At 66.8% G+C, this 19,415-nt stretch carries 16 protein-coding genes and 1 tRNA gene; 8 read left to right on the forward strand and 9 right to left on the reverse strand.

Translation table 11 applies throughout. From position 1 onward, the window contains the following. Positions 1-227: 227 nt before the first annotated feature. From AB0I23_RS13935 to dnaA, 9 genes are all read right to left on the reverse strand, one after another. Positions 228-301 (reverse strand) — tRNA-Ile (locus AB0I23_RS13935). Between the two features lie 70 nt (positions 302-371). Then, a complete protein-coding gene (locus tag AB0I23_RS13940) occupies positions 372-983 on the reverse strand; it encodes a DUF3566 domain-containing protein (RefSeq protein WP_359109445.1) in 612 nt (203 codons plus the stop codon). A gap of 93 nt (positions 984-1,076) precedes the next feature. Next, positions 1,077-3,698, reverse strand: coding sequence for a DNA gyrase subunit A (gyrA, locus tag AB0I23_RS13945; protein WP_359109446.1), 2,622 nt, complete (start codon positions 3,696-3,698; stop codon positions 1,077-1,079). 47 nt (positions 3,699-3,745) lie between these two features. Further along, a complete protein-coding gene (gene gyrB / locus AB0I23_RS13950) occupies positions 3,746-5,815 on the reverse strand; it encodes a DNA topoisomerase (ATP-hydrolyzing) subunit B (RefSeq protein WP_359109447.1) in 2,070 nt (689 codons plus the stop codon). A gap of 427 nt (positions 5,816-6,242) precedes the next feature. Beyond that, a complete protein-coding gene (locus tag AB0I23_RS13955; RefSeq protein WP_359109448.1) occupies positions 6,243-6,824 on the reverse strand; it encodes a DUF721 domain-containing protein in 582 nt (193 codons plus the stop codon). After that, positions 6,821-7,951 (reverse strand): DNA replication/repair protein RecF, encoded by a 1,131-nt coding sequence (recF, locus tag AB0I23_RS13960; protein ID WP_359109449.1) that lies wholly within the window; start codon positions 7,949-7,951, stop codon positions 6,821-6,823. Before recF ends, AB0I23_RS13955 begins: the two co-directional genes overlap by 4 nt. Positions 7,952-8,035: 84 nt before the next feature. Then, the gene (gnd, locus tag AB0I23_RS13965; protein ID WP_359109450.1) at positions 8,036-8,914 is read right to left on the reverse strand and encodes a phosphogluconate dehydrogenase (NAD(+)-dependent, decarboxylating); all 879 of its coding nucleotides are present in this window, start codon (positions 8,912-8,914) and stop codon (positions 8,036-8,038) included. Between the two features lie 131 nt (positions 8,915-9,045). Beyond that, positions 9,046-10,176 carry a DNA polymerase III subunit beta gene (dnaN, locus tag AB0I23_RS13970; protein ID WP_030930479.1) on the reverse strand — a complete coding sequence of 377 codons (1,131 nt, stop codon included), beginning with the start codon at positions 10,174-10,176 and terminating at the stop codon, positions 9,046-9,048. 1,076 nt (positions 10,177-11,252) lie between these two features. Next, complete coding sequence (gene dnaA, locus AB0I23_RS13975) at positions 11,253-13,058, reverse strand: chromosomal replication initiator protein DnaA (RefSeq protein WP_359109452.1); 1,806 nt, start codon at positions 13,056-13,058, stop codon at positions 11,253-11,255. 379 nt (positions 13,059-13,437) lie between these two features. Here dnaA and rpmH point away from each other — a divergent pair, with 379 nt between their 5' ends. The 8 genes from rpmH (at position 13,438) to AB0I23_RS14015 (ending at position 19,406) form a co-directional block, all read left to right on the forward strand. Beyond that, positions 13,438-13,575 (forward strand): 50S ribosomal protein L34, encoded by a 138-nt coding sequence (gene rpmH / locus AB0I23_RS13980; protein WP_030930485.1) that lies wholly within the window; start codon positions 13,438-13,440, stop codon positions 13,573-13,575. Between the two features lie 18 nt (positions 13,576-13,593). Continuing rightward, entirely contained in the window at positions 13,594-13,965 is a 372-nt protein-coding gene (gene rnpA, locus AB0I23_RS13985; protein WP_078840444.1) for a ribonuclease P protein component, read from the forward strand. Continuing rightward, the gene (gene yidD, locus AB0I23_RS13990; protein ID WP_078840445.1) at positions 13,962-14,321 is read left to right on the forward strand and encodes a membrane protein insertion efficiency factor YidD; all 360 of its coding nucleotides are present in this window, start codon (positions 13,962-13,964) and stop codon (positions 14,319-14,321) included. The genes rnpA and yidD overlap by 4 nt, the downstream gene beginning before the upstream one ends. Before the next feature lie 3 nt (positions 14,322-14,324). Then, positions 14,325-15,590 carry a membrane protein insertase YidC gene (yidC, locus tag AB0I23_RS13995; RefSeq protein WP_359109453.1) on the forward strand — a complete coding sequence of 422 codons (1,266 nt, stop codon included), beginning with the start codon at positions 14,325-14,327 and terminating at the stop codon, positions 15,588-15,590. Positions 15,591-15,604: 14 nt separating this feature from the next. Then, the gene (locus AB0I23_RS14000) at positions 15,605-16,114 is read left to right on the forward strand and encodes a protein jag (protein WP_359109454.1); all 510 of its coding nucleotides are present in this window, start codon (positions 15,605-15,607) and stop codon (positions 16,112-16,114) included. 109 nt (positions 16,115-16,223) lie between these two features. After that, on the forward strand, positions 16,224-16,940 hold the full coding sequence (gene rsmG, locus AB0I23_RS14005; protein WP_359109455.1) for a 16S rRNA (guanine(527)-N(7))-methyltransferase RsmG: 717 nt from the start codon (positions 16,224-16,226) through the stop codon (positions 16,938-16,940). Between the two features lie 292 nt (positions 16,941-17,232). After that, positions 17,233-18,309, forward strand: a complete 1,077-nt coding sequence (locus AB0I23_RS14010) for a ParA family protein (protein WP_359109484.1) — start codon at positions 17,233-17,235, stop codon at positions 18,307-18,309. After that, positions 18,306-19,406 carry a ParB/RepB/Spo0J family partition protein gene (locus tag AB0I23_RS14015; protein ID WP_359109456.1) on the forward strand — a complete coding sequence of 367 codons (1,101 nt, stop codon included), beginning with the start codon at positions 18,306-18,308 and terminating at the stop codon, positions 19,404-19,406. Before AB0I23_RS14010 ends, AB0I23_RS14015 begins: the two co-directional genes overlap by 4 nt. The last annotated feature ends 9 nt before the right edge of the window (positions 19,407-19,415 follow it).

Raw genomic sequence — 19,415 nt, forward strand, 5'->3', positions numbered from 1 at the left:
CAGGGCCGGTCCCGCGCCCCGCGCTGCGATCCCCCCGAAGCCGTGCAGCCCGCGCCGCGGAACCCTGCACACCCCTGCCATGCGCGCATCCCGTAGAACCACACACGCCCTCGTACGACCGTCGCACCCGGCGTCCCCCGTACAACCCACCACGGCCCTCACCAGCAGCCCGGCAACGCAGAAGGCCCGGCACCTCCGAAGAGGTACCGGGCCTTCTGTTGTCACTGTGGGGCTAACAGGATTTGAACCTGTGGCCTCATCCTTATCAGGGATGCGCTCTAACCAACTGAGCTATAGCCCCGCCGCGCTGCGCGCTGACTTCTGAAGATTAGCGCACGTCGGGGCCAGTCCCAAAATCGATACCCGCAGCCCTACTCGTCCTCGGCCAGCGTGAGCTCGACACCGCCCACGAAGCCGGCCGACAAGTTGTAGATGAAGGCTCCCAGCGTCGCCAGCGCAGTAGCCAGCACGACGTCGATCACCGCGATGACCGACGTGAAGATGAGGACGCGCGGAAGCGACAGGAACGACTGCACATCGAAGCCGTTGCTGTCGTTGGAACCGGTCGCCTCGCTGATGGTGCCGCCCACGGTGGAGAAGACGCCCATGGCGTCCATCACCAACCACAGGACCGCGGCCGCCACCACCGTGCAGATGCCGAGCGCGATGGAGAGCAGGAAGCTGACCTTCATCACCGACCACGGGTCGGCCTTCGCCACCCGCAGTCGCGCCTTGCGGGTACGCGGGGTGGTCCGCGCCCCCGTCCGGGGGCGACGGGCCGCCTGAGCGGCACCGACGCCCTGCGCGCCGCCGTGCTGCGCGCCTGCGGGCGGGCCGCCCTGCGTCCCGCCCGCGGGCGAGGGGTACGCCTGCGGCGGGTGGTAAGGCCCGCCTGCCTGCCCCGGTGCGGGCTCACGCTCACCGGGCAACGGCCCGGTCGCGTATCCCTCGTACTGGGGCTGAGGCCCCCGGGTGTCCGTCACAGTGCCCCCTTGGGAGTCCGTGGCAGGGCCACGGGCACCGTTCGCTCCAGCTCCGGAAGCGGCCGAACCGGCGCCCGTGGCTCCACTCACGCTCTACTCCTCGTGCTCCCCGGCCGAAGGCGACGTGCCTTCGACAGTGCCCTCGACAGGGTTCTCTGCAGTCGCCTCGGCGTCCGCATCCCCGTCGACCTCTTCGGCCTCGCGACCGGCCTCGGCGTTACGTGCGATGCCGACAACCGCGTCACGCTTGCCCAGATTGATCAGTTGGACGCCCATGGTGTCACGGCCCGTCTCCCTGACTTCATTGACTCGCGTACGAATCACGCCGCCGCCGAGCGTGATGGCGAGGATTTCGTCCGTCTCCTCGACCACCAGCGCGCCGACCAGCGAGCCCCGGTCCTCCACGATCTTGGCGGCCTTGATACCCAGGCCGCCACGACCCTGAACGCGGTACTCGTCGACGGCGGTCCGCTTCGCGTACCCACCATCAGTGGCAGTGAACACGAACGTACCGGGCCTGACGACATTCATCGAGAGCAGTTCGTCGCCTTCGCGGAAACTCATGCCCTTGACGCCCGAGGTGGCACGGCCCATCGGGCGCAGCGCATCGTCCGTCGCAGTGAACCTGATGGACTGGGCCTTCTTGCTGATGAGCAGCAGATCGTCCTCGGCCGAGACCAGCTCAGCACCGATCAGCTCGTCGGCGGTGCCTTCGGCGCCGTTGTCCGTCTCGCGGAGGTTGATCGCGATGACGCCGCCGGAACGCGGGGAGTCGTAGTCCTTCAGCGCGGTCTTCTTCACCAGGCCGCCCTTGGTGGCGAGGATCAGATAGGGCGCGGCCTCGTAATCACGGATCGCCAGGATCTCGGCGATCTGCTCGTCCGGCTGGAAGGCCAGCAGGTTGGCGACGTGCTGACCGCGTGCGTCCCGGCCGGCGTCCGGAAGCTCGTACGCCTTCGCACGGTAGACCCGGCCCTTGTTGGTGAAGAACAGCAGCCAGTGGTGGGTCGTCGACACGAAGAAGTGGTCGACGATGTCGTCTTCCCTCAGCTTCGTGCCGCGGACGCCCTTGCCGCCGCGCTTCTGCGAGCGGTAGTCGTCCGTCTTCGTACGCTTCACATAGCCGCCGCGCGAGATGGTGACGACAATGTCCTCCTCGGCGATCAGGTCCTCGATGGACATGTCACCGTCGAAGGGCACCAGCTTGGAGCGCCGGTCGTCGCCGAACTTGTCGACGATCGCCGCCAACTCCTCGCTGACGATCTGCCGCTGCCGCACCGGCGACGCCAGGATCTCGTTGTACTCGTTGATCTTCGCCTGGAGCTCGTCGTGCTCGGCCGTGATCTTCTGGTGCTCCAGCGCGGCCAGTCGGCGCAGCTGCATCTCCAGAATCGCGTTCGCCTGGATCTCGTCGATCTCCAGCAGGCCCATCAGGCCCTCACGCGCGATCTCGACGGTCTGGCTGCGCCGGATGAGGGCGATGACCTCGTCGATCGCGTCGAGCGCCTTGAGCAGACCGCGCAGGATGTGCGCCCGCTCCTCCGCCTTGCGCAGGCGGAACTTCGTACGCCTGACGATGACCTCGATCTGGTGCGTCACCCAGTGGCGGATGAACGCGTCGATCGACAGCGTGCGCGGCACCCCGTCGACCAGCGCCAGCATGTTCGCGCCGAAGTTCGTCTGCAGATCGGTGTGCTTGTACAGGTTGTTCAGTACGACCTTGGCGACCGCGTCTCGCTTCAGCACGACCACGAGGCGCTGGCCGGTGCGCGAGGACGTCTCGTCGCGGACGTCCGCGATACCGCCGACCTTGCCGTCCTTGACCAGGTCGGCGATCTTCTGCGCGAGGTTGTCGGGGTTGGTCTGGTACGGAAGCTCCGTGACGACCAGGCACTGCCGGTTCTGGATCTCCTCGACCGCGACGACCGCGCGCATCGTGATGGAGCCACGGCCCGTGCGGTACGCCTCCTCGATGCCCTTGCGGCCGACGACGAGCGCACCGGTCGGAAAGTCCGGGCCCTTGATCCGCTCGATCAGGGCGTCCAGCAGCTCCTCGTGCGAGGCCTCCGGGTGCTCCAGGTACCACTGGGCACCGGCCGCGACCTCGCGCAGGTTGTGCGGCGGGATGTTGGTCGCCATACCGACCGCGATGCCCGCGGAACCGTTGACCAGCAGGTTCGGGAAGCGCGCCGGCAGAACCGTCGGCTCCTGGTTGCGGCCGTCGTAGTTGTCCTGGAAGTCGACGGTCTCCTCGTCGATGTCCCGGACCATCTCCATGGACAGCGGCATCATCTTGCACTCGGTGTACCGCATGGCTGCGGCCGGGTCGTTGCCCGGAGAACCGAAGTTGCCGTTGGAGTCGACCAGCGGCATACGCATCGACCAGTGCTGCGCCAGTCGCACGAGCGCGTCGTAGATCGAGGAGTCGCCGTGCGGGTGGTACGTGCCCATGACGTCACCGACGACACGGGCGCACTTGTAGAAGCCCTTCTCGGGCCGGTACCCGCCGTCGTACATGGCGTACAGCACACGGCGGTGGACGGGCTTGAGGCCGTCCCGTACGTCCGGCAGCGCACGCGACACGATGACGGACATCGCGTAGTCGAGGTAGGAGCGCTGCATCTCCGTCTCGAGCCCCACGGGCTCGACACGCATGCCCACACCCGCGGCTGCGGGTTCCTCTTCAGGGGTCACAGGGGTGTTCTCGTCGGCCATTGCTGGTCAAAGTCCTTTCGAGCTGCGGCTTGCTTGGTACGGCCGACTCAGATGTCGAGGAAGCGGACGTCCTTGGCGTTGCGCTGGATGAACGAGCGCCGTGCCTCGACGTCCTCACCCATCAGCACCGAGAAGAGGTCGTCGGCCTGCGCCGCGTCGTCCAGCGTGACCTGGCCGAGCACGCGGTGGTCGACGTCCATCGTCGTGATGCGCAGCTCCTCGGCGTTCATCTCGCCGAGACCCTTGAAGCGCTGAATCGAGTCTTCCTTGATCCGCTTGCCGTTCTGCTTGCCGAGCTCGACCAGGGCGTCGCGCTCGCGGTCCGAGTACGCGTACTCGAAGTCGTCGCGGCCCCACTTGATCTTGTAGAGCGGCGGGCGGGAGAGGTAGACGTGGCCGGCCTCGACCAGCGGCCGCATGAAGCGGAAGAGGAACGTCAGCAGCAGCGTGTTGATGTGCTGACCGTCGACGTCGGCGTCCGCCATCAGAATGATCTTGTGATAGCGGAGCTTCTCGATGTCGAAGTCCTCGTGGACTCCGGTGCCGAAGGCCGAGATCAGCGCCTGGACCTCGGTGTTCTGCAGAATCTTGTCGACCCGGGCCTTCTCGACGTTCAGGATCTTGCCTCGGATCGGCAGGATGGCCTGGTACATCGGGTTACGGCCGGACTTCGCCGAACCACCGGCGGAGTCACCCTCAACGATGAAGATCTCGCACTTCGTCGGGTCGTTCGACTGGCAGTCGCTCAGCTTGCCCGGCAGCGAGGCGCTCTCCAGGAGCCCCTTGCGGCGGGTCAGGTCGCGCGCCTTGCGGGCCGCGACGCGGGCCGTGGCCGCCGCGATGCCCTTGCGAATGATGTCCGCGGCCTCGTTCGGGTTCCGGTCGAACCAGTCCGTGAGATGCTCGTGGACGACCTTCTGCACGAAGGTCTTCGCCTCCGTGTTGCCCAGCTTGGTCTTCGTCTGGCCCTCGAACTGCGGCTCGCCCAGCTTCACCGAGATGATCGCCGTCAGACCCTCACGGATGTCGTCACCGGTGAGGTTGTCGTCCTTCTCGCGCAGCAGTTTCTTGTCCCGCGCGTACTTGTTGACCAGAGTCGTCAGCGCCGCACGGAAGCCCTCCTCGTGCGTACCGCCCTCATGCGTGTGGATCGTGTTGGCGAAGGAGTAGACGCCCTCGCTGTACTGCGTGTTCCACTGCATCGCGATCTCGGCCGAGAGGAGTCGCTCCTTGTCCTCGGCCTCGATGTCGATCACCGACTGGTGAATGACGTCGCCCTTGCGGGAGTTGAGGTACTTCACGAAGTCGACGATGCCGCCCTCGTAGTGGTACGTGACCGTGCGGGCCGCTTCCTCCTCGGCGACCTCGACGACCTCCGCGACATCCGCGCCCGCCGTCGCCTTCGCCGACTCACGCTCGTCCGTGAGCTTGATCGTCAGGCCCTTGTTGAGGAACGCCATCTCCTGGAAGCGGCGCGACAGGGTCTCGAAGGAGTACTCGGTGGTCTCGAAGATGTCGCCGTCGGCCCAGAAGGTGACGGTCGTACCGGTCTCGTCGGTGGCCTCGTTACGGGCCAGCGGCGCCGTGGGCACACCGAGCTTGTAATCCTGGGTCCAGCGGTAACCGTCCCGCCTGACGACGACGGCGACGCGCGTCGACAGGGCGTTCACGACGGAGACACCGACACCGTGCAGACCGCCGGAAACGGCATATCCGCCGCCGCCGAACTTGCCGCCGGCGTGCAGCACCGTCAGCACGACCTCGACCGCGGGCTTCTTCTCCGACGGCACGATGTCGACAGGGATACCGCGACCGTTGTCGATCACTCGGACCCCGCCGTCGGCAAGGATCGTGACGTCGATGGTGTCCGCGTGCCCGGCCAGGGCTTCGTCGACCGAGTTGTCGACGACCTCTTGCACAAGGTGGTGGAGTCCACGCTCACCGGTCGAGCCGATGTACATGCCAGGTCGCTTGCGGACCGCGTCCAGGCCCTCGAGGACGGTGATCGCGCTGGCATCGTACGAGGCAGCCGCCTCGCCGCCCTCACCGGGTGTGGACGGAATGTTCTCGTTGGGGTTGCCGGAATCGGCCACGAAGCGCCCTTTCTGGCACAGCACAGGCCGTTCTCCGGACAAGCGGGAGCGGCTGCGTCGTTCGGCTTGTATCGACGACTCCCGCAAGGATGCGGGATTGTTCACCAGTCTACCGGTAGCGCCGACATGAATGAGGGTTTGCCGGTACCTGAGTCCGCATGTGCCGCCCTGAATGAGCGCCTGACGACTCCCCATATCCAGGAAGGGGCCTCAAGAGGCTCACGCGGGCATTCAGCGCTTCGGCCTGTCAACCTCCCGCTACGGTGAGGGACGCCTCGGCCACACCGCAGGGTTTCAATCTGCACAGACCCACACATCACCGAAGCAATGGACATCACCGCAGAAAAGGCAGCACACCACCGCAACCAAACCTCTCCGGCCCACGGAACGGCAGCCGCCGAAACAGGTACAGAACCGCGCGGAGCAAGAAAAGCCCAGGTCAGCCCGTAGGTCAGCCGTATGTGTCGCCAGGGCCGGTGCTCCCCGGCGCACGCAGCGGACCGAATCTGCGCTGCGGACCGCCCGGCCCCAGAACCTTGATCAACTTCACAGTGCCGTGCCCCAGATCCGCGTTCAGCCGGGCGACCAGCTGCGGCGCCAGCAGCCGCAGCTGCGTCGCCCACGCCGTCGAATCGCACTGCACTGTGAGCACCCGCTCCTCGGGCGCCTCGTCGTACCGCAGCGGCACACAGTGATTGGCCAGATCCTCACCCACGATCTGCGGCCAGCGGCCCATCACGCCACCCACCGCCGCAGGGGTCTCCCAGCCGCGCTCGGTGATCAGACGATTGATCGCGGCGCCGAGCGGCAACGGATCGCGCCCGTCCGCCCGCGCGCCTGAACGCAGCCCTCCGCCCCGTCTGGCCTGCTTCTTCTGCTGCGCCGCGGCGCCGCGCGCCCGAGCCTGCTCCTTCGCGGCGCGCAAGGCCACCCGCGCGAGGTCGACGCCGGACGCCTCCGGCTGCTTCGCCTCGCCCAACGGTTCCTGCAGGCCGCCGGCAGAGCCCTTCGCCGGATCGACGGAGCCGCTCATATCCGCTTCACCTCGCCCGCCGACACCGCATACCGCGTTCCCGCCAGCACACCCGGAACGTCATCGTCCACCGCCGCCGTCACCAGCACCTGCTCGCCGGGAGCGACCAGCTCCGCCAGCCGCTCCCGGCGCCGCGCGTCCAGCTCGGCGAAGACATCGTCCAGCACGAGCACCGGCTCATTGCCCTCGGTGCGCAGCAGATCGTACGAGGCAAGCCGCAGCGCCAGCGCGTACGACCAGGACTCGCCATGGCTCGCGTACCCCTTGGCGGGCATCCCGCGCAGTCCCAGCAGCAGATCGTCACGGTGCGGACCGACCAGGGTCACGCCCCGTTCGATCTCCTGCCTACGGACCTCCGCGAGAGCGGCGAGCAGCTGCTCGTACAGCTCGTCACGGGTCCGGGCGGGCTCCGCACCCGCACCGACCGAACTGCGGTACTCCAGCGTCACCGGGCCGCCACCGGGCGCGACATCCTCGTACGCCTTCTCCGTCAGCGGCTGCAAAGTCGCGATCAGATCCAGCCGTTGTGCCAGCAGTTCCGCGCCCACCCGGCCCAGATGCTGGTCCCACACGTCGAGGGTGGACAGATCCATCGACCGGCCGCCGTGTCTGCGCGCCATCGCCGCGGACTTCAGCAAGGTGTTGCGCTGCTTCAGCACCCGCTCGTAGTCCGAGCGGACACCGGCCATCCGCGGCGAACGCGCAGTGATCAGCTCGTCAAGGAAGCGCCGACGCTCCCCGGGATCGCCCTTGACGAGCGCCAGATCCTCGGGCGCGAACAGCACAGTCCGTACGATCCCCAGCACATCACGGGGTCTGACCTGCGACGATCGATTGATCCGGGCGCGATTGGCCTTACCTGGATTGAGCTCCAGTTCGATCAGCTGCGAGCGCTCGCCCTGGGTGACGGCGGCCCGGATGACAGCCCGGTCCGCGCCCATCCGCACCAGCGGCGCATCGGAGGAGACGCGGTGGCTGCCGAGCGTCGCGAGGTAGCCGACGGCCTCGACCAGATTCGTCTTGCCCTGACCGTTCGCCCCCACGAACGCGGTGACGCCCGGGTCGAGAGGTACCTCGACCCGGGCGTACGAGCGGAAGTCGGCCAGCGAGAGATGCGTGACATGCATGGGTGTACGCCGACCTTCCCGGCTTCCTGCTCCGTGCTCCGCAGCGCGGGCCGGTGATGTTGGTCCGGCCCGCCCTCGGTGCGGCTACTTCTTGTTCTCGACCGCGTGGCCACCGAACTGGTTGCGCAGCGCGGCGATCATCTTCATCTGCGGGGAGTCGTCCTGGCGCGAGGCAAATCGCGCGAAGAGCGACGCGGTGATCGCGGGCAGCGGCACCGCGTTGTCGATCGCGGCCTCCACCGTCCACCGGCCCTCACCGGAGTCGGCGGCGAAGCCACGGAGCTTGTCGAGGTGCTCGTCGTCGTCCAGCGCGTTGACCGCCAGGTCGAGCAGCCAGGAACGGATGACCGTGCCCTCCTGCCAGGAGCGGAAAACCTCGCGCACATCGGTGACGGAGTCGACCTTCTCCAGCAGCTCCCAGCCCTCGGCGTAGGCCTGCATCATGGCGTACTCGATGCCGTTGTGAACCATCTTCGCGAAGTGGCCCGCGCCGACCTTGCCCGCGTGGACGGAACCGAAGTTGCCCGCCGGCTTCAGCGCGTCGAAGACCGGCTGGACCTTCGCCACGTTCTCGGCGTCGCCGCCGTACATCAGCGCGTAGCCGTTCTCCAGGCCCCAGACGCCGCCCGAGACACCGCAGTCGACGAAGCCGATGCCCTTGATGCCCAGCTCGACCGCGTGCTTCTCGTCGTCCGTCCAGCGGGAGTTCCCGCCGTCCACGACGATGTCGCCGGGCGAGAGCAGCGCGGCCAGCTCGTCGATCGTGGACTGGGTCGCGGCACCGGCCGGGACCATCACCCAGATGACCCGCGGGCCCTTCAGCTTGCCCACAAGCTCTTCGAGGCTGTGGACATCGGAGACGTCCGGGTTGCGGTCGTAACCGATGACGGTGTGGCCTGCGCGGCGGATGCGCTCGCGCATGTTGCCGCCCATCTTGCCGAGGCCGACGAGACCGAGCTCCATCAGAGATTCCTTAAGCGTTGTGCCGATTCGTACCCAAGGCCGAGCCTACGCCCGGCCGGGGACAGACCGACGGGCATGCACGGCTCTGAGCGTGCCCGTCGGAAGCTGCCGTGACAGGACCGGTCGCCGGATCAGCCGGAGAGGCGGACCGGCATGATCAGGTACTTGTACGCGTCATCCGCCTCGGCATCCACCGCCGGCCGGCCGCTGAGCAGCGCGGGCTTGGTGGACGTCGTGAAGGAGAGCTGAGCGACCGGGGAGTCGATCGCGCTGAGCCCGTCGAGCAGGAAGGTCGGGTTGAAGGCGATGGAGATGTCGTCGCCGTCCAGCACGGCGTCGACGCGCTCCACAGCCTGTGCGTCGTCGCTGGATCCGGCTTCCAGGATCAGCACGCCCTGCTCGAAGCTGAGCCGCACCGGGGTGTTCCGCTCGGCGACAAGGGCCACGCGCTTGACGGCCTCGACGAACGGGGCGGTCTCGATGACGGCGACCGAGTTGAACTCGGTGGGGAACAGCGTCCGGTACTTCGGCAGATCGCCTTCGAGCAGTCGCGTGGTCGTACGCCGGCCCGCGCCCTCGAAACCGATCAGACCCTCACCGGCACCCGAGCCGGACAGCGCCAGCGTCACCGTGTCACCGCTGGTCAACGCCTTGGCGGTGTCCAGCAGCGTCTTGGCGGGCACCAGGGCGACGGCCGAGGCGTCCGGGTTCTCCGGCTTCCACAGGAACTCGCGGACCGCGAAGCGGTAGCGGTCGGTGGACGCCAGGGTGACGGTGTCGCCCTCGATCTCGATCCGCACACCGGTCAGGACGGGCAACGTGTCGTCGCGGCCCGCGGCGATGGCGACCTGGGCGGCGGCCGAGGCGAAGACCTCGCCGGGGACCGTGCCTGTCGCCGTCGGCATCTGCGGCAGCGCCGGGTATTCCTCCACAGGAAGGGTGTGGAGTGTGAATCGCGAGGAGCCGCAGACCACGGTGGCCCGTACACCGTCGGTGGAAATCTCCACCGGTCGGTTGGGAAGGGCGCGGCAGATGTCGGCGAGCAGTCGGCCGGAGACGAGCACCGTGCCGTCCTCCTCGACCTCGGCGTCCACCGAGACCCGGGCCGAGACCTCGTAGTCGAAGCTGGAGAAGCTGAGGGCGCCGTCCTCAGCCTTCAGAAGAAGGCCCGCAAGAACGGGCGCCGGCGGACGGGCCGGAAGGCTGCGGGCCACCCAGGCCACCGCCTCCGCGAGTACATCGCGCTCCACCCGGATCTTCACCGGAACCGCCTCCTGCTGTTGCTCGCTCGCCCTGCTGGCCTTCGTCGTCTGATCGGGGTCGCTCCGCCGATGGCAGGGGGAGGACGTCCGGGGACCAGTCTGACCTACCGCACCGACACTCGGTGCTGCTCGGGGTCAAGTCGCGACAAGAGGTTCGGAGAGCTCCGGCGCCGAGTTGTGCACAGCACCCACTTCGAAGCGGAATCCGAGCTAACTCTATGTGGCAGTAGTAGTAGGGGCTGTGGAAACCGTGGATAACGTCGTTTTCCCAGGTCAGGTCCAGTTTTTTATCCACCGGTCCTGTGGGTGGCATCGGTGGACAACCCGGCGTTTCTGTGGACACGCAAAAGTTCTGCACACCCGATGCACAGGACAGGGGTGTTTCTCCCCAGGGCTGTCCCCAGTTTTACCCAGGTTCCCCACAGCCCAACCGGGCTCCTTGGTGTGACGCCTTTCACTCCGCGAGGTGAAGGCAGGTGTTGTGTTGCCGAACAGTGGACAGGGGTGTGGAGAAGCTGGGGACAACACAACCCCACCTGTGCGCCGTCGGTGGACAACATCGAAGGGTCCTTGTGGACGAGTATTTTGTCCACAGGCTGTGGATCACTGTTGACCACAAATCCCCAGGCTCTTGACCTGGCCTGATGGAGTATCGGCAGTCGCCCCTGTGGAAGCAATATGGACAACTTCGCGATCCCCAGGCTGTGGAGGGGAGATTTTCCCCAGATCTGTGGAGAACCGCAGGTCGGCGGCGTGTATTCGAACACCGGGACCGGGGCGGAGGTGTACGGATGGGGCTGCGAGGGGCTCCGGGAGGCCTTCGGAAGCCCCGCCGAGGTGTCTCTTCAGCCCCACAGAGGCGTTCGGGAGGTCGGCAGAAGAGCTCCCAGTAGCTGGCGGAAGAGCTCCCGGTGGTCGGCAGGCAGGCTTCAAGGACCACGTCCGATGCATGCCTCCGCAAGCCTCGGCCGCGTGGATGCGGGCAGGAAAGACGAAGGGCGCCCCTGCTGGAAGTCCGGCAGGGGCGCCCTCGGCGCCGTGCGTGAAGTCGTGGCAGAAGCCGTACCGGCGCTCTGTCAGCCGTTCTTGATGCGATTGGTGAGCTCGGTGACCTGGTTGTAGATGGACCGCCGCTCCGCCATCAGCGCACGGATCTTGCGGTCCGCGTGCATCACCGTCGTATGGTCGCGGCCGCCGAACTGCGCGCCGATCTTGGGCAGTGAGAGGTCTGTCAGCTCACGGCAGAGATACATCGCGATCTGGCGAGCCGTCACCAGAACCCGGCTGCGTGAGGATCCGCAGAGGTCCTCCACGGTCAGACCGAAGTAGTCGGCGGTCGCTGCCATGATGGCCGTCGCCGTGATCTCCGGAGCCGAGTCCTCGCCGCCCGGGATCAGGTCCTTCAGTACGATCTCGGTCAGTCCGAGATCCACCGGCTGCCGGTTGAGGCTGGCGAAGGCCGTCACCCGGATCAGCGCACCCTCGAGCTCCCGGATGTTGCGCGAGATGCGGGAGGCGATGAACTCCAGGACCTCCGGCGGAGCGTTGAGCTGCTCCTGCACTGCCTTCTTGCGGAGGATCGCGATGCGCGTCTCCAGCTCCGGAGGCTGCACATCGGTGGTCAGACCCCACTCGAAACGGTTCCGCAGACGGTCCTCCAGGGTGACCAGCTGCTTGGGCGGCCGGTCCGAGGACAGCACGATCTGCTTGTTGGCGTTGTGGAGCGTGTTGAAGGTATGGAAGAACTCCTCCTGCGTCGACTCCTTGCTTGCCAGGAACTGGATGTCGTCGACCAGGAGGATGTCCACGTCGCGGTACCGCTTGCGGAAGGTGTCGCCCTTCCCGTCGCGGATCGAGTTGATGAACTCGTTGGTGAACTCCTCGGAGCTCACATAGCGCACCCGGGTGCCCGGGTAGAGACTGCGCGCGTAGTGCCCGATGGCATGCAGCAGGTGGGTCTTGCCGAGCCCCGACTCCCCGTAGATGAAGAGGGGGTTGTACGCCTTCGCGGGTGCCTCGGCGACGGCGACGGCGGCCGCGTGCGCGAATCGGTTGGACGCGCCGATGACGAAGGTGTCGAAGAGGTACTTCGGATTCAGCCGGGCATGGGGCTCGCCGGGACCGGGCGCGGGTGCGGGCTGTGCGCCCATCGGTCCGGTGGCGCCGCCGGGGCGTCCGGTGCCGGGACCGCCCTGCCGGTGCTGGGCCTGGGGTTCCGGCATGTCGTGGCGCTCGGGGCGCTGCTGCTCGTAACCGTGGCGCTCGGGCGGCTGGGACCGGTAGTCGTGCTGCTGCTGGGGGCGGTAGTCGTGCTGCTGCTCACGCCACTGCTCCGCGGACGCGTCGCGCTCCTGGAATCCGCCGAGCCGGGGCTGCTGCCAGGAGAGGTCCTCCTGGGTGCGCGGCCAGGCGCCGGGCTCGGGGCGCTGTTGCTGGTAGTCGGGGTAGGCGGGGCGGGCCGTGGGCATGCCGTCGTCCGAGGACCGGTGGCCGTATCCGTCGTACGCGTCGTTGTGCTGCCGCTCGTCGTGCTGCGGTCCCTGGTAGCGGTGCTGCTGCGGCTGCTGGGACTGGTGCATGGGGGGCGCCGGCGGGTTCGGCGGTTCGCCCGCCGAGTCGTCGACGGTGATCGCGATCCGGATCGGGCGTCCGCATTCGCGGCTCAGGGCCTCGCTGATGAGCGGAGCGAGCCGGCCCTCGAGGACGCGCTTCCCCCATTCGTTGGGGACGGCGAGCAGCGCGGTGTCGGCGACCAGCGCGAGCGGCTGGCAGCGCTCGATCCACTGCTTGTCCTTCGGCTCGATGCCCTGCTGGCCCTCCCCGAGAAGTTGCTCCAGCACTCGTGGCCACACTGCGGCAAGATCGGCAGGTACGTCAGCCACAAGGCACGCTCTCTCGCTGGTCCCACGAATGTGTGGTTCTCGGGACGGGATGGGTCGGGACGGGTGAGGCCCGGCAGGCGGGAAGAAAAGAACCGCAGTCCAGCCACGGTAGTCAGGCCGACCCGTGAGGTTCAAGTTGTTGTCCACAGGCTGTGTACAGCGCGGGTCGTTGTGAGGCCGGTTTGACCGGATGGCGTAGCCGCGCGTACCGTGACCAGGTCGAGTTGTCGATGGCTGCTGCCGCCTGCCTCCGATGGGCAAAGATCACGATCTGTGATTGTGAAGCGGTGCACTAAGGCGTTTACGCGAGTCTCTCGTGGGCGCACGGTGACAGCCAGGCGATGTCCCGCCAACACACAATCATTTCTGGAGCCCCCGAGTGAGCAAGCGCACCTTCCAGCCGAACAACCGTCGTCGCGCGAAGACCCACGGCTTCCGGCTGCGTATGCGCACCCGTGCCGGCCGCGCGATTCTCGCGTCCCGCCGTGGCAAGGGTCGCGCCAACCTGTCCGCCTGATCGCGTACAGGTCATGACGTGCTGCCTACCGAGAATCGGCTGAGGCGGCGCGAGGACTTCGCGACCGCAGTACGTCGAGGACGCCGGGCCGGACGCCCGCTACTCGTCGTCCATCTACGCAGCGGTGCAACGGACCCGCACGTGACTGGGGAGAGTGCTCCCCCGCCGCGTGCGGGTTTCGTTGTCAGCAAAGCCGTGGGTGGAGCGGTCGTACGCACAGCGGTGAAGCGGAGGCTTCGCCATCTGGTCCGCGATCGTCTGGCCATGCTGCCCCCCGGTAGCCTGGTTGTCGTACGAGCGCTGCCCGGATCGGGCGACGCCGACCATGAACAGCTGGCCCGAGACCTGGACGCCGCCCTTCAGCGGCTGCTGGGAGGGGGCGCGCGATGAAGTACCCGCTGCTGGCTCTGATCAAGCTGTACCAGTGGACGATCAGCCCACTCCTCGGGCCTGTCTGCCGTTACTACCCGTCGTGTTCCCACTATGGATATACGGCGATCGACCGGCACGGAGCGATCAAGGGAACCGCGCTGACAGCATGGCGCATCCTGCGGTGCAATCCGTGGTCACCCGGCGGCGTGGACCACGTTCCGCCACGCAAACGTCCGCGTTGGCACGAACTGCTGCGTAATGCACTGCGTGGCAGCAAGGGCGGGGACTCCGCCGCTGATGTGCCTCCCGGGGGGACGGCCTCCGAACCCCCGAGCCCGGCCGCAGAGACTTCGCCCAATGCTCAAGGAGCCTGATTAGTGGACACGATTGCCAGTCTGTTCAGCTTTATCACTTACCCCGTTTCGTGGGTCATCGTCCAGTTCCACACGCTGTACGGAGCGATCTTCGGCGATGACACGGGTTGGGCCTGGGGCCTGTCCATCGTGTCCCTGGTGGTGCTGATCCGGATCTGCCTGATCCCGCTTTTCGTTAAGCAGATCAAGTCGACCCGGAACATGCAGGTGCTCCAGCCGAAGATGAAGGCGATCCAGGAGCGCTACAAGAGCGACAAGCAGCGTCAGTCCGAAGAGATGATGAAGCTGTACAAGGAGACGGGTACCAACCCGCTCTCCTCGTGCCTTCCCATCCTGGCGCAGTCGCCGTTCTTCTTCGCCCTTTATCACGTGCTCTCGGCCATCGCCTCGGGCAAGACGATCGGTGTCATCGACCAGCCGCTGCTCGACAGCGCCCGTCAGGCACACATCTTCGGTGCTCCGCTCGCCGCCAAGTTCACGGACAGCGCGGCCAAGGTCGAAGCGCTCGGTGCCTCGCTGACCGACGTCCGCGTGGTCACCGCGGTCATGATCGTCTTGATGTCGGCGTCGCAGTTCTTCACGCAGCGCCAGCTCATGACGAAGAACGTCGACCTGACGGTCAAGACGCCGTACATGCAGCAGCAGAAGATGCTCATGTATATCTTCCCGCTGATCTTCGCCGTCATGGGCATCAACTTCCCCGTGGGTGTCCTCGTCTACTGGCTGACCACCAACGTCTGGACCATGGGTCAGCAGATGTACGTGATCAACCAGAACCCGACCCCGGGCAGCAAGGCGCAGAACCAGTACCTGGAACGTCTGCTGAAGAGCGTCACCGCTCACGGTGAGGTGCGCGGCCGGACGAGGCGCAACACGGTCAAGCGGGTCGTCGCCAAGGGCTCGGACCGCAACGACATCGAGCGGAAGTTCATCACTGGGCTGGCCAAGCTCGGCTTCGCTGCCCAGGAGGACGGCACGGTGACGAAGAGCGATACCACTCTTGCCGAGGCCGAGGGCGGATCCGCACAGAAGCGCCAGCAGCCCAAGCGCCAGACCAAGGCGAAGCGTCAGAGTGGTACGACCCAGCCCGGTGCGGCGAAGGAGACCGACTCGACCGAGTCGGAGGCCGAAACCTCGCTGCAGAAGCAGGACGCACCGCAGGACGACAAGCCGAAGCCGGCGGGCAAGCCCGCGTCCGGCTCCTCACGCCAAGCCAAGTCCGGACAGCGCAAGGGCCCGCAGCGGCCCAAGCACCCGTCCAAGAAGTAAGAAGGAGTCCATCCGTGACGGAAGGCACCACCTCCACGGCCGCTGAGGGCAGCGACACCTTGACCCGTCTTGAGCAGGAAGGGGAGATCGCGGCCGACTACCTCGAAGGCCTGCTCGACATCGCCGACCTTGACGGTGACATCGACATGGACGTCGAGGCGGACCGGGCCGCAGTCTCGATCATCAGCGACTCGGCACGTGAACTGCAGAAGCTCGTGGGCCGCGACGGTGAGGTGCTGGAGGCACTCCAGGAGCTGACGCGACTGGCTGTGCACCGGGAGACCGGTGACCGCAGCCGTCTGATGCTGGACATCGCAGGCTTCCGGGCCAAGAAGCGTGCGGTCCTGGCCGAGCTGGGTGCCAAGGCCGCGGACGAGGTCAAGGAAACCGGTGAGCCGGTGAAGCTGGACCCGATGACGCCGTTCGAGCGCAAGGTTGTGCATGATGCGGTTGCGGCCGCAGGTCTGCGCAGTGAGTCGGAGGGCGAGGAGCCGCAGCGCTTCGTCGTCGTTCTCCCGGCCTGACCGGACCCTTGTTCTGTCGGCCCCGTCTGTTCGCAGGCGGGGCCGATCTTTGTCAGCCTGATAGTCAGCCACCCACAGTGCGGTAGTGCGGTATGGAAGGACGGTTCCCGTGACGGCGGAAGTAGAGCTTCCCCAGGCGCCTGAAGAGGCGCGGGCAGTTTTCGGCGAGTTCTTCCCGGAGGCTGTCCGGTACGCGGAGCTCCTTGCCGATGCCGGGGTCAAGCGTGGTCTGATCGGTCCCCGCGAAGTGCCTCGGCTGTGGGAACGGCATCTGTTGAACTGCGCGGTGCTCTCTGAGGTCGTACCCGAAGGCGTCACAGTCTGCGACGTGGGCTCCGGAGCGGGCCTTCCGGGGATTCCGCTGGCGCTGGTGCGTCCCGATTTGAAGATCACCTTGCTGGAGCCGCTGCTTCGGCGGACGAACTTTCTCCAGGAAGTCGTCGAGCTGCTCGGGCTGGACCATGTGACCGTCGTCCGTGGCCGGGCCGAGGAAGTCCTGGGGACGCTTCAGCCGGTGCATGTCGTCACGGCCCGTGCTGTCGCACCGCTCGATCGACTCGCCGGCTGGGGTGTGCCACTGCTACGCCCCTACGGGGAGATGCTGGCGCTCAAGGGCGACACCGCCGAGGAGGAGATCAACGGTGCGCGGGCGGCTCTGAGCAAGCTCGGGGTGGTGGAGACCGAGGTGTTGCACGTCGGCGAGGGCGTGGTCGAACCGATGTCCACCGTGGTGCGCGTGGTGGTTGGTGAAAGCCCGGGTGGTGTGAGGTTCGCCGCAAAGAAGGCCAAGGCCGCAAGGGTAAGCCGCACGCGGCGGCGGCGCTGAACCGTGTAGTCACACTGCTGAATCGGTCGTTACGTGCGGTTCGTGCCGTCCATCAGTAATGCTCAGCACAACCAGCCATACGTACTCTGTGCGGAGTGTCGTGCCCCTGTAGCTAGGCTGCAGGGGCATCGTGTTTCACGTGAAACGTCGCTCTCTGCTGCATGGAATCATCAGCCGCGGCCGCGCGGCTGCCGCTCCGCGCCATCGCAGGCCCGTTAGGGCTACGGAGTTGTCCACAGAAGTGGATTCATCCACAGAAGAGCGGGCCTCGCTGGTTCGCGACCCCGAAAGCATGGCAGGCTCTGCTCATTGCGAGCCTGAAGTCGAGGAGAGTGAATCCTTGCGGTCCGACGCCAACATCGCGGGACCGATGACCGATCCGGTCCCCGGTCCCCGAACCGAATCGGCGGGGGACGGTGTTTCACGTGAAACACCGCCGCCGATGGATGACACACCCATCGGTCGTGCGGCCCAGCTGGCGGTCGAAGCCCTCGGCCGCGCCGGCGAGGGGCTGCCCCGTCCTGACCAGACACGCGTCATGGTGGTGGCCAACCAGAAGGGCGGAGTGGGAAAGACGACAACGACGGTCAATCTTGCCGCCTCGCTGGCACTGCATGGTGCACGTGTTCTCGTGGTCGACCTCGACCCACAGGGGAACGCCTCCACTGCCCTGGGCATTGACCATCATGCCGAAGTTCCCTCTATCTATGACGTCCTGGTGGAGAGCAAGCCGCTCTCCGACGTGGTGCAGCCCGTGCCGGACGTCGAAGGTCTTTTCTGTGCGCCCGCCACCATCGATCTCGCCGGTGCGGAGATCGAACTGGTGTCGCTGGTGGCGCGGGAGAGCCGACTGCAGCGAGCGATCCAGGCGTACGAGCAGCCGCTGGATTACATCCTTATCGACTGCCCGCCTTCGCTCGGTCTGCTGACGGTCAACGCCATGGTTGCCGGCGCCGAGGTCCTGATCCCCATTCAGTGCGAGTACTACGCGCTGGAAGGACTGGGGCAGCTGCTGAGGAACGTCGATCTCGTCCGGGGACATCTGAACCCCGACCTGCATGTGTCGACGATCCTTCTCACCATGTACGACGGCAGGACCAGGCTCGCTTCCCAAGTGGCGGAAGAGGTGCGCAGCCACTTCGGCAAGGAGGTGCTGCGCACGAGCATCCCCCGGTCGGTGCGAATCTCGGAGGCACCGAGTTACGGGCAGACCGTGCTGACCTACGACCCGGGTTCCAGCGGGTCTCTGTCGTATCTCGAAGCAGCTCGTGAGATTGCCCTGCGGGGGGTCGGGGTGCACTACGAGGCCCAGCATGCCCATTCGGGCAGCCAGAACAGCCAGCAGAACATTTCGGAGGGGATCCAGTGAGTGAGCGTCGTAGAGGATTGGGGCGTGGGCTCGGCGCACTGATTCCCGCTGCCCCGCAGGAACGTCGGGTGCCGGCCTCCGAGCCGGGCGCGGCTTCGCCAGGCGCGAGCCCTGTGATGACGGCCGAGCGAGGGGTGGCCGCTGCCAAGGTGACCACGCTCGCGGCCGCTCCCGCTGTACCAGGACCGAGTGCGCCCGTCTCGCAGCCCGAAGCCTCCTCCGAGGCGACGAACGCTGCGGGAGCGTACTTCGCCGAGGTCCTCCTCGGCTCCATCACTCCGAACCCGCGGCAGCCTCGCGAGGTGTTCGACGAGGACGCGCTTGCCGAGCTGGTCACCTCCATCAAGGAGGTCGGTCTCCTCCAGCCTGTCGTCGTGCGGAAGCTGGGACCGGAGCGCTACGAGCTCATCATGGGTGAGCGGCGCTGGAGGGCCTGCCGTGAGGCGGGTCTGGAGCGCATCCCGGCCATTGTGCGGGCCACGGACGACGAGAAGCTGCTCCTGGACGCACTTCTGGAGAACCTCCACCGGGCTCAGCTGAACCCGCTGGAGGAGGCAGCCGCGTACGACCAGCTGCTCAAGGACTTCAAGTGCACGCATGACCAGCTGGCCGACCGGATCGGGCGGTCGCGCCCGCAGGTGTCGAACACGCTGCGTCTGCTGCGGCTCTCGCCGCCTGTGCAGCGCAGGGTCGCTGCCGGGGTGCTGTCGGCCGGGCATGCCAGAGCGCTGCTGTCCGTGGACGACTCGGAGGAGCAGGATCGGCTGGCCCATCGCATCGTGGCTGAAGGTCTCTCCGTACGTGCGGTCGAGGAGATCGTGACCCTGATGGGTTCCCGGAACACCAGTACCCCGAAGGCCAAGGGGCCCCGGGCCGGTGGCCGGCTGTCTCCCGCTCTCTCCGATCTCGCTTCCCGGCTCTCGGACCGCTTCGAGACCAGGGTGAAGGTCGACCTCGGACAGAAGAAGGGGAAGATCGTCGTCGAGTTCGCCTCGATGGAGGATCTGGACCGCATTCTCGGCAGTCTGGCGCCGGGTGAGGGCCGCGTGCTGGAGCCGCGCCTTTCCGAGGAAGCGGCAGAGGACGGCGAGGGCTGACACCCGCCG

The sequence above is a fragment of the Streptomyces atratus genome, assembly GCF_040655115.1.
Classification (GTDB): Bacteria; Actinomycetota; Actinomycetes; order Streptomycetales; family Streptomycetaceae; genus Streptomyces; species Streptomyces atratus_D.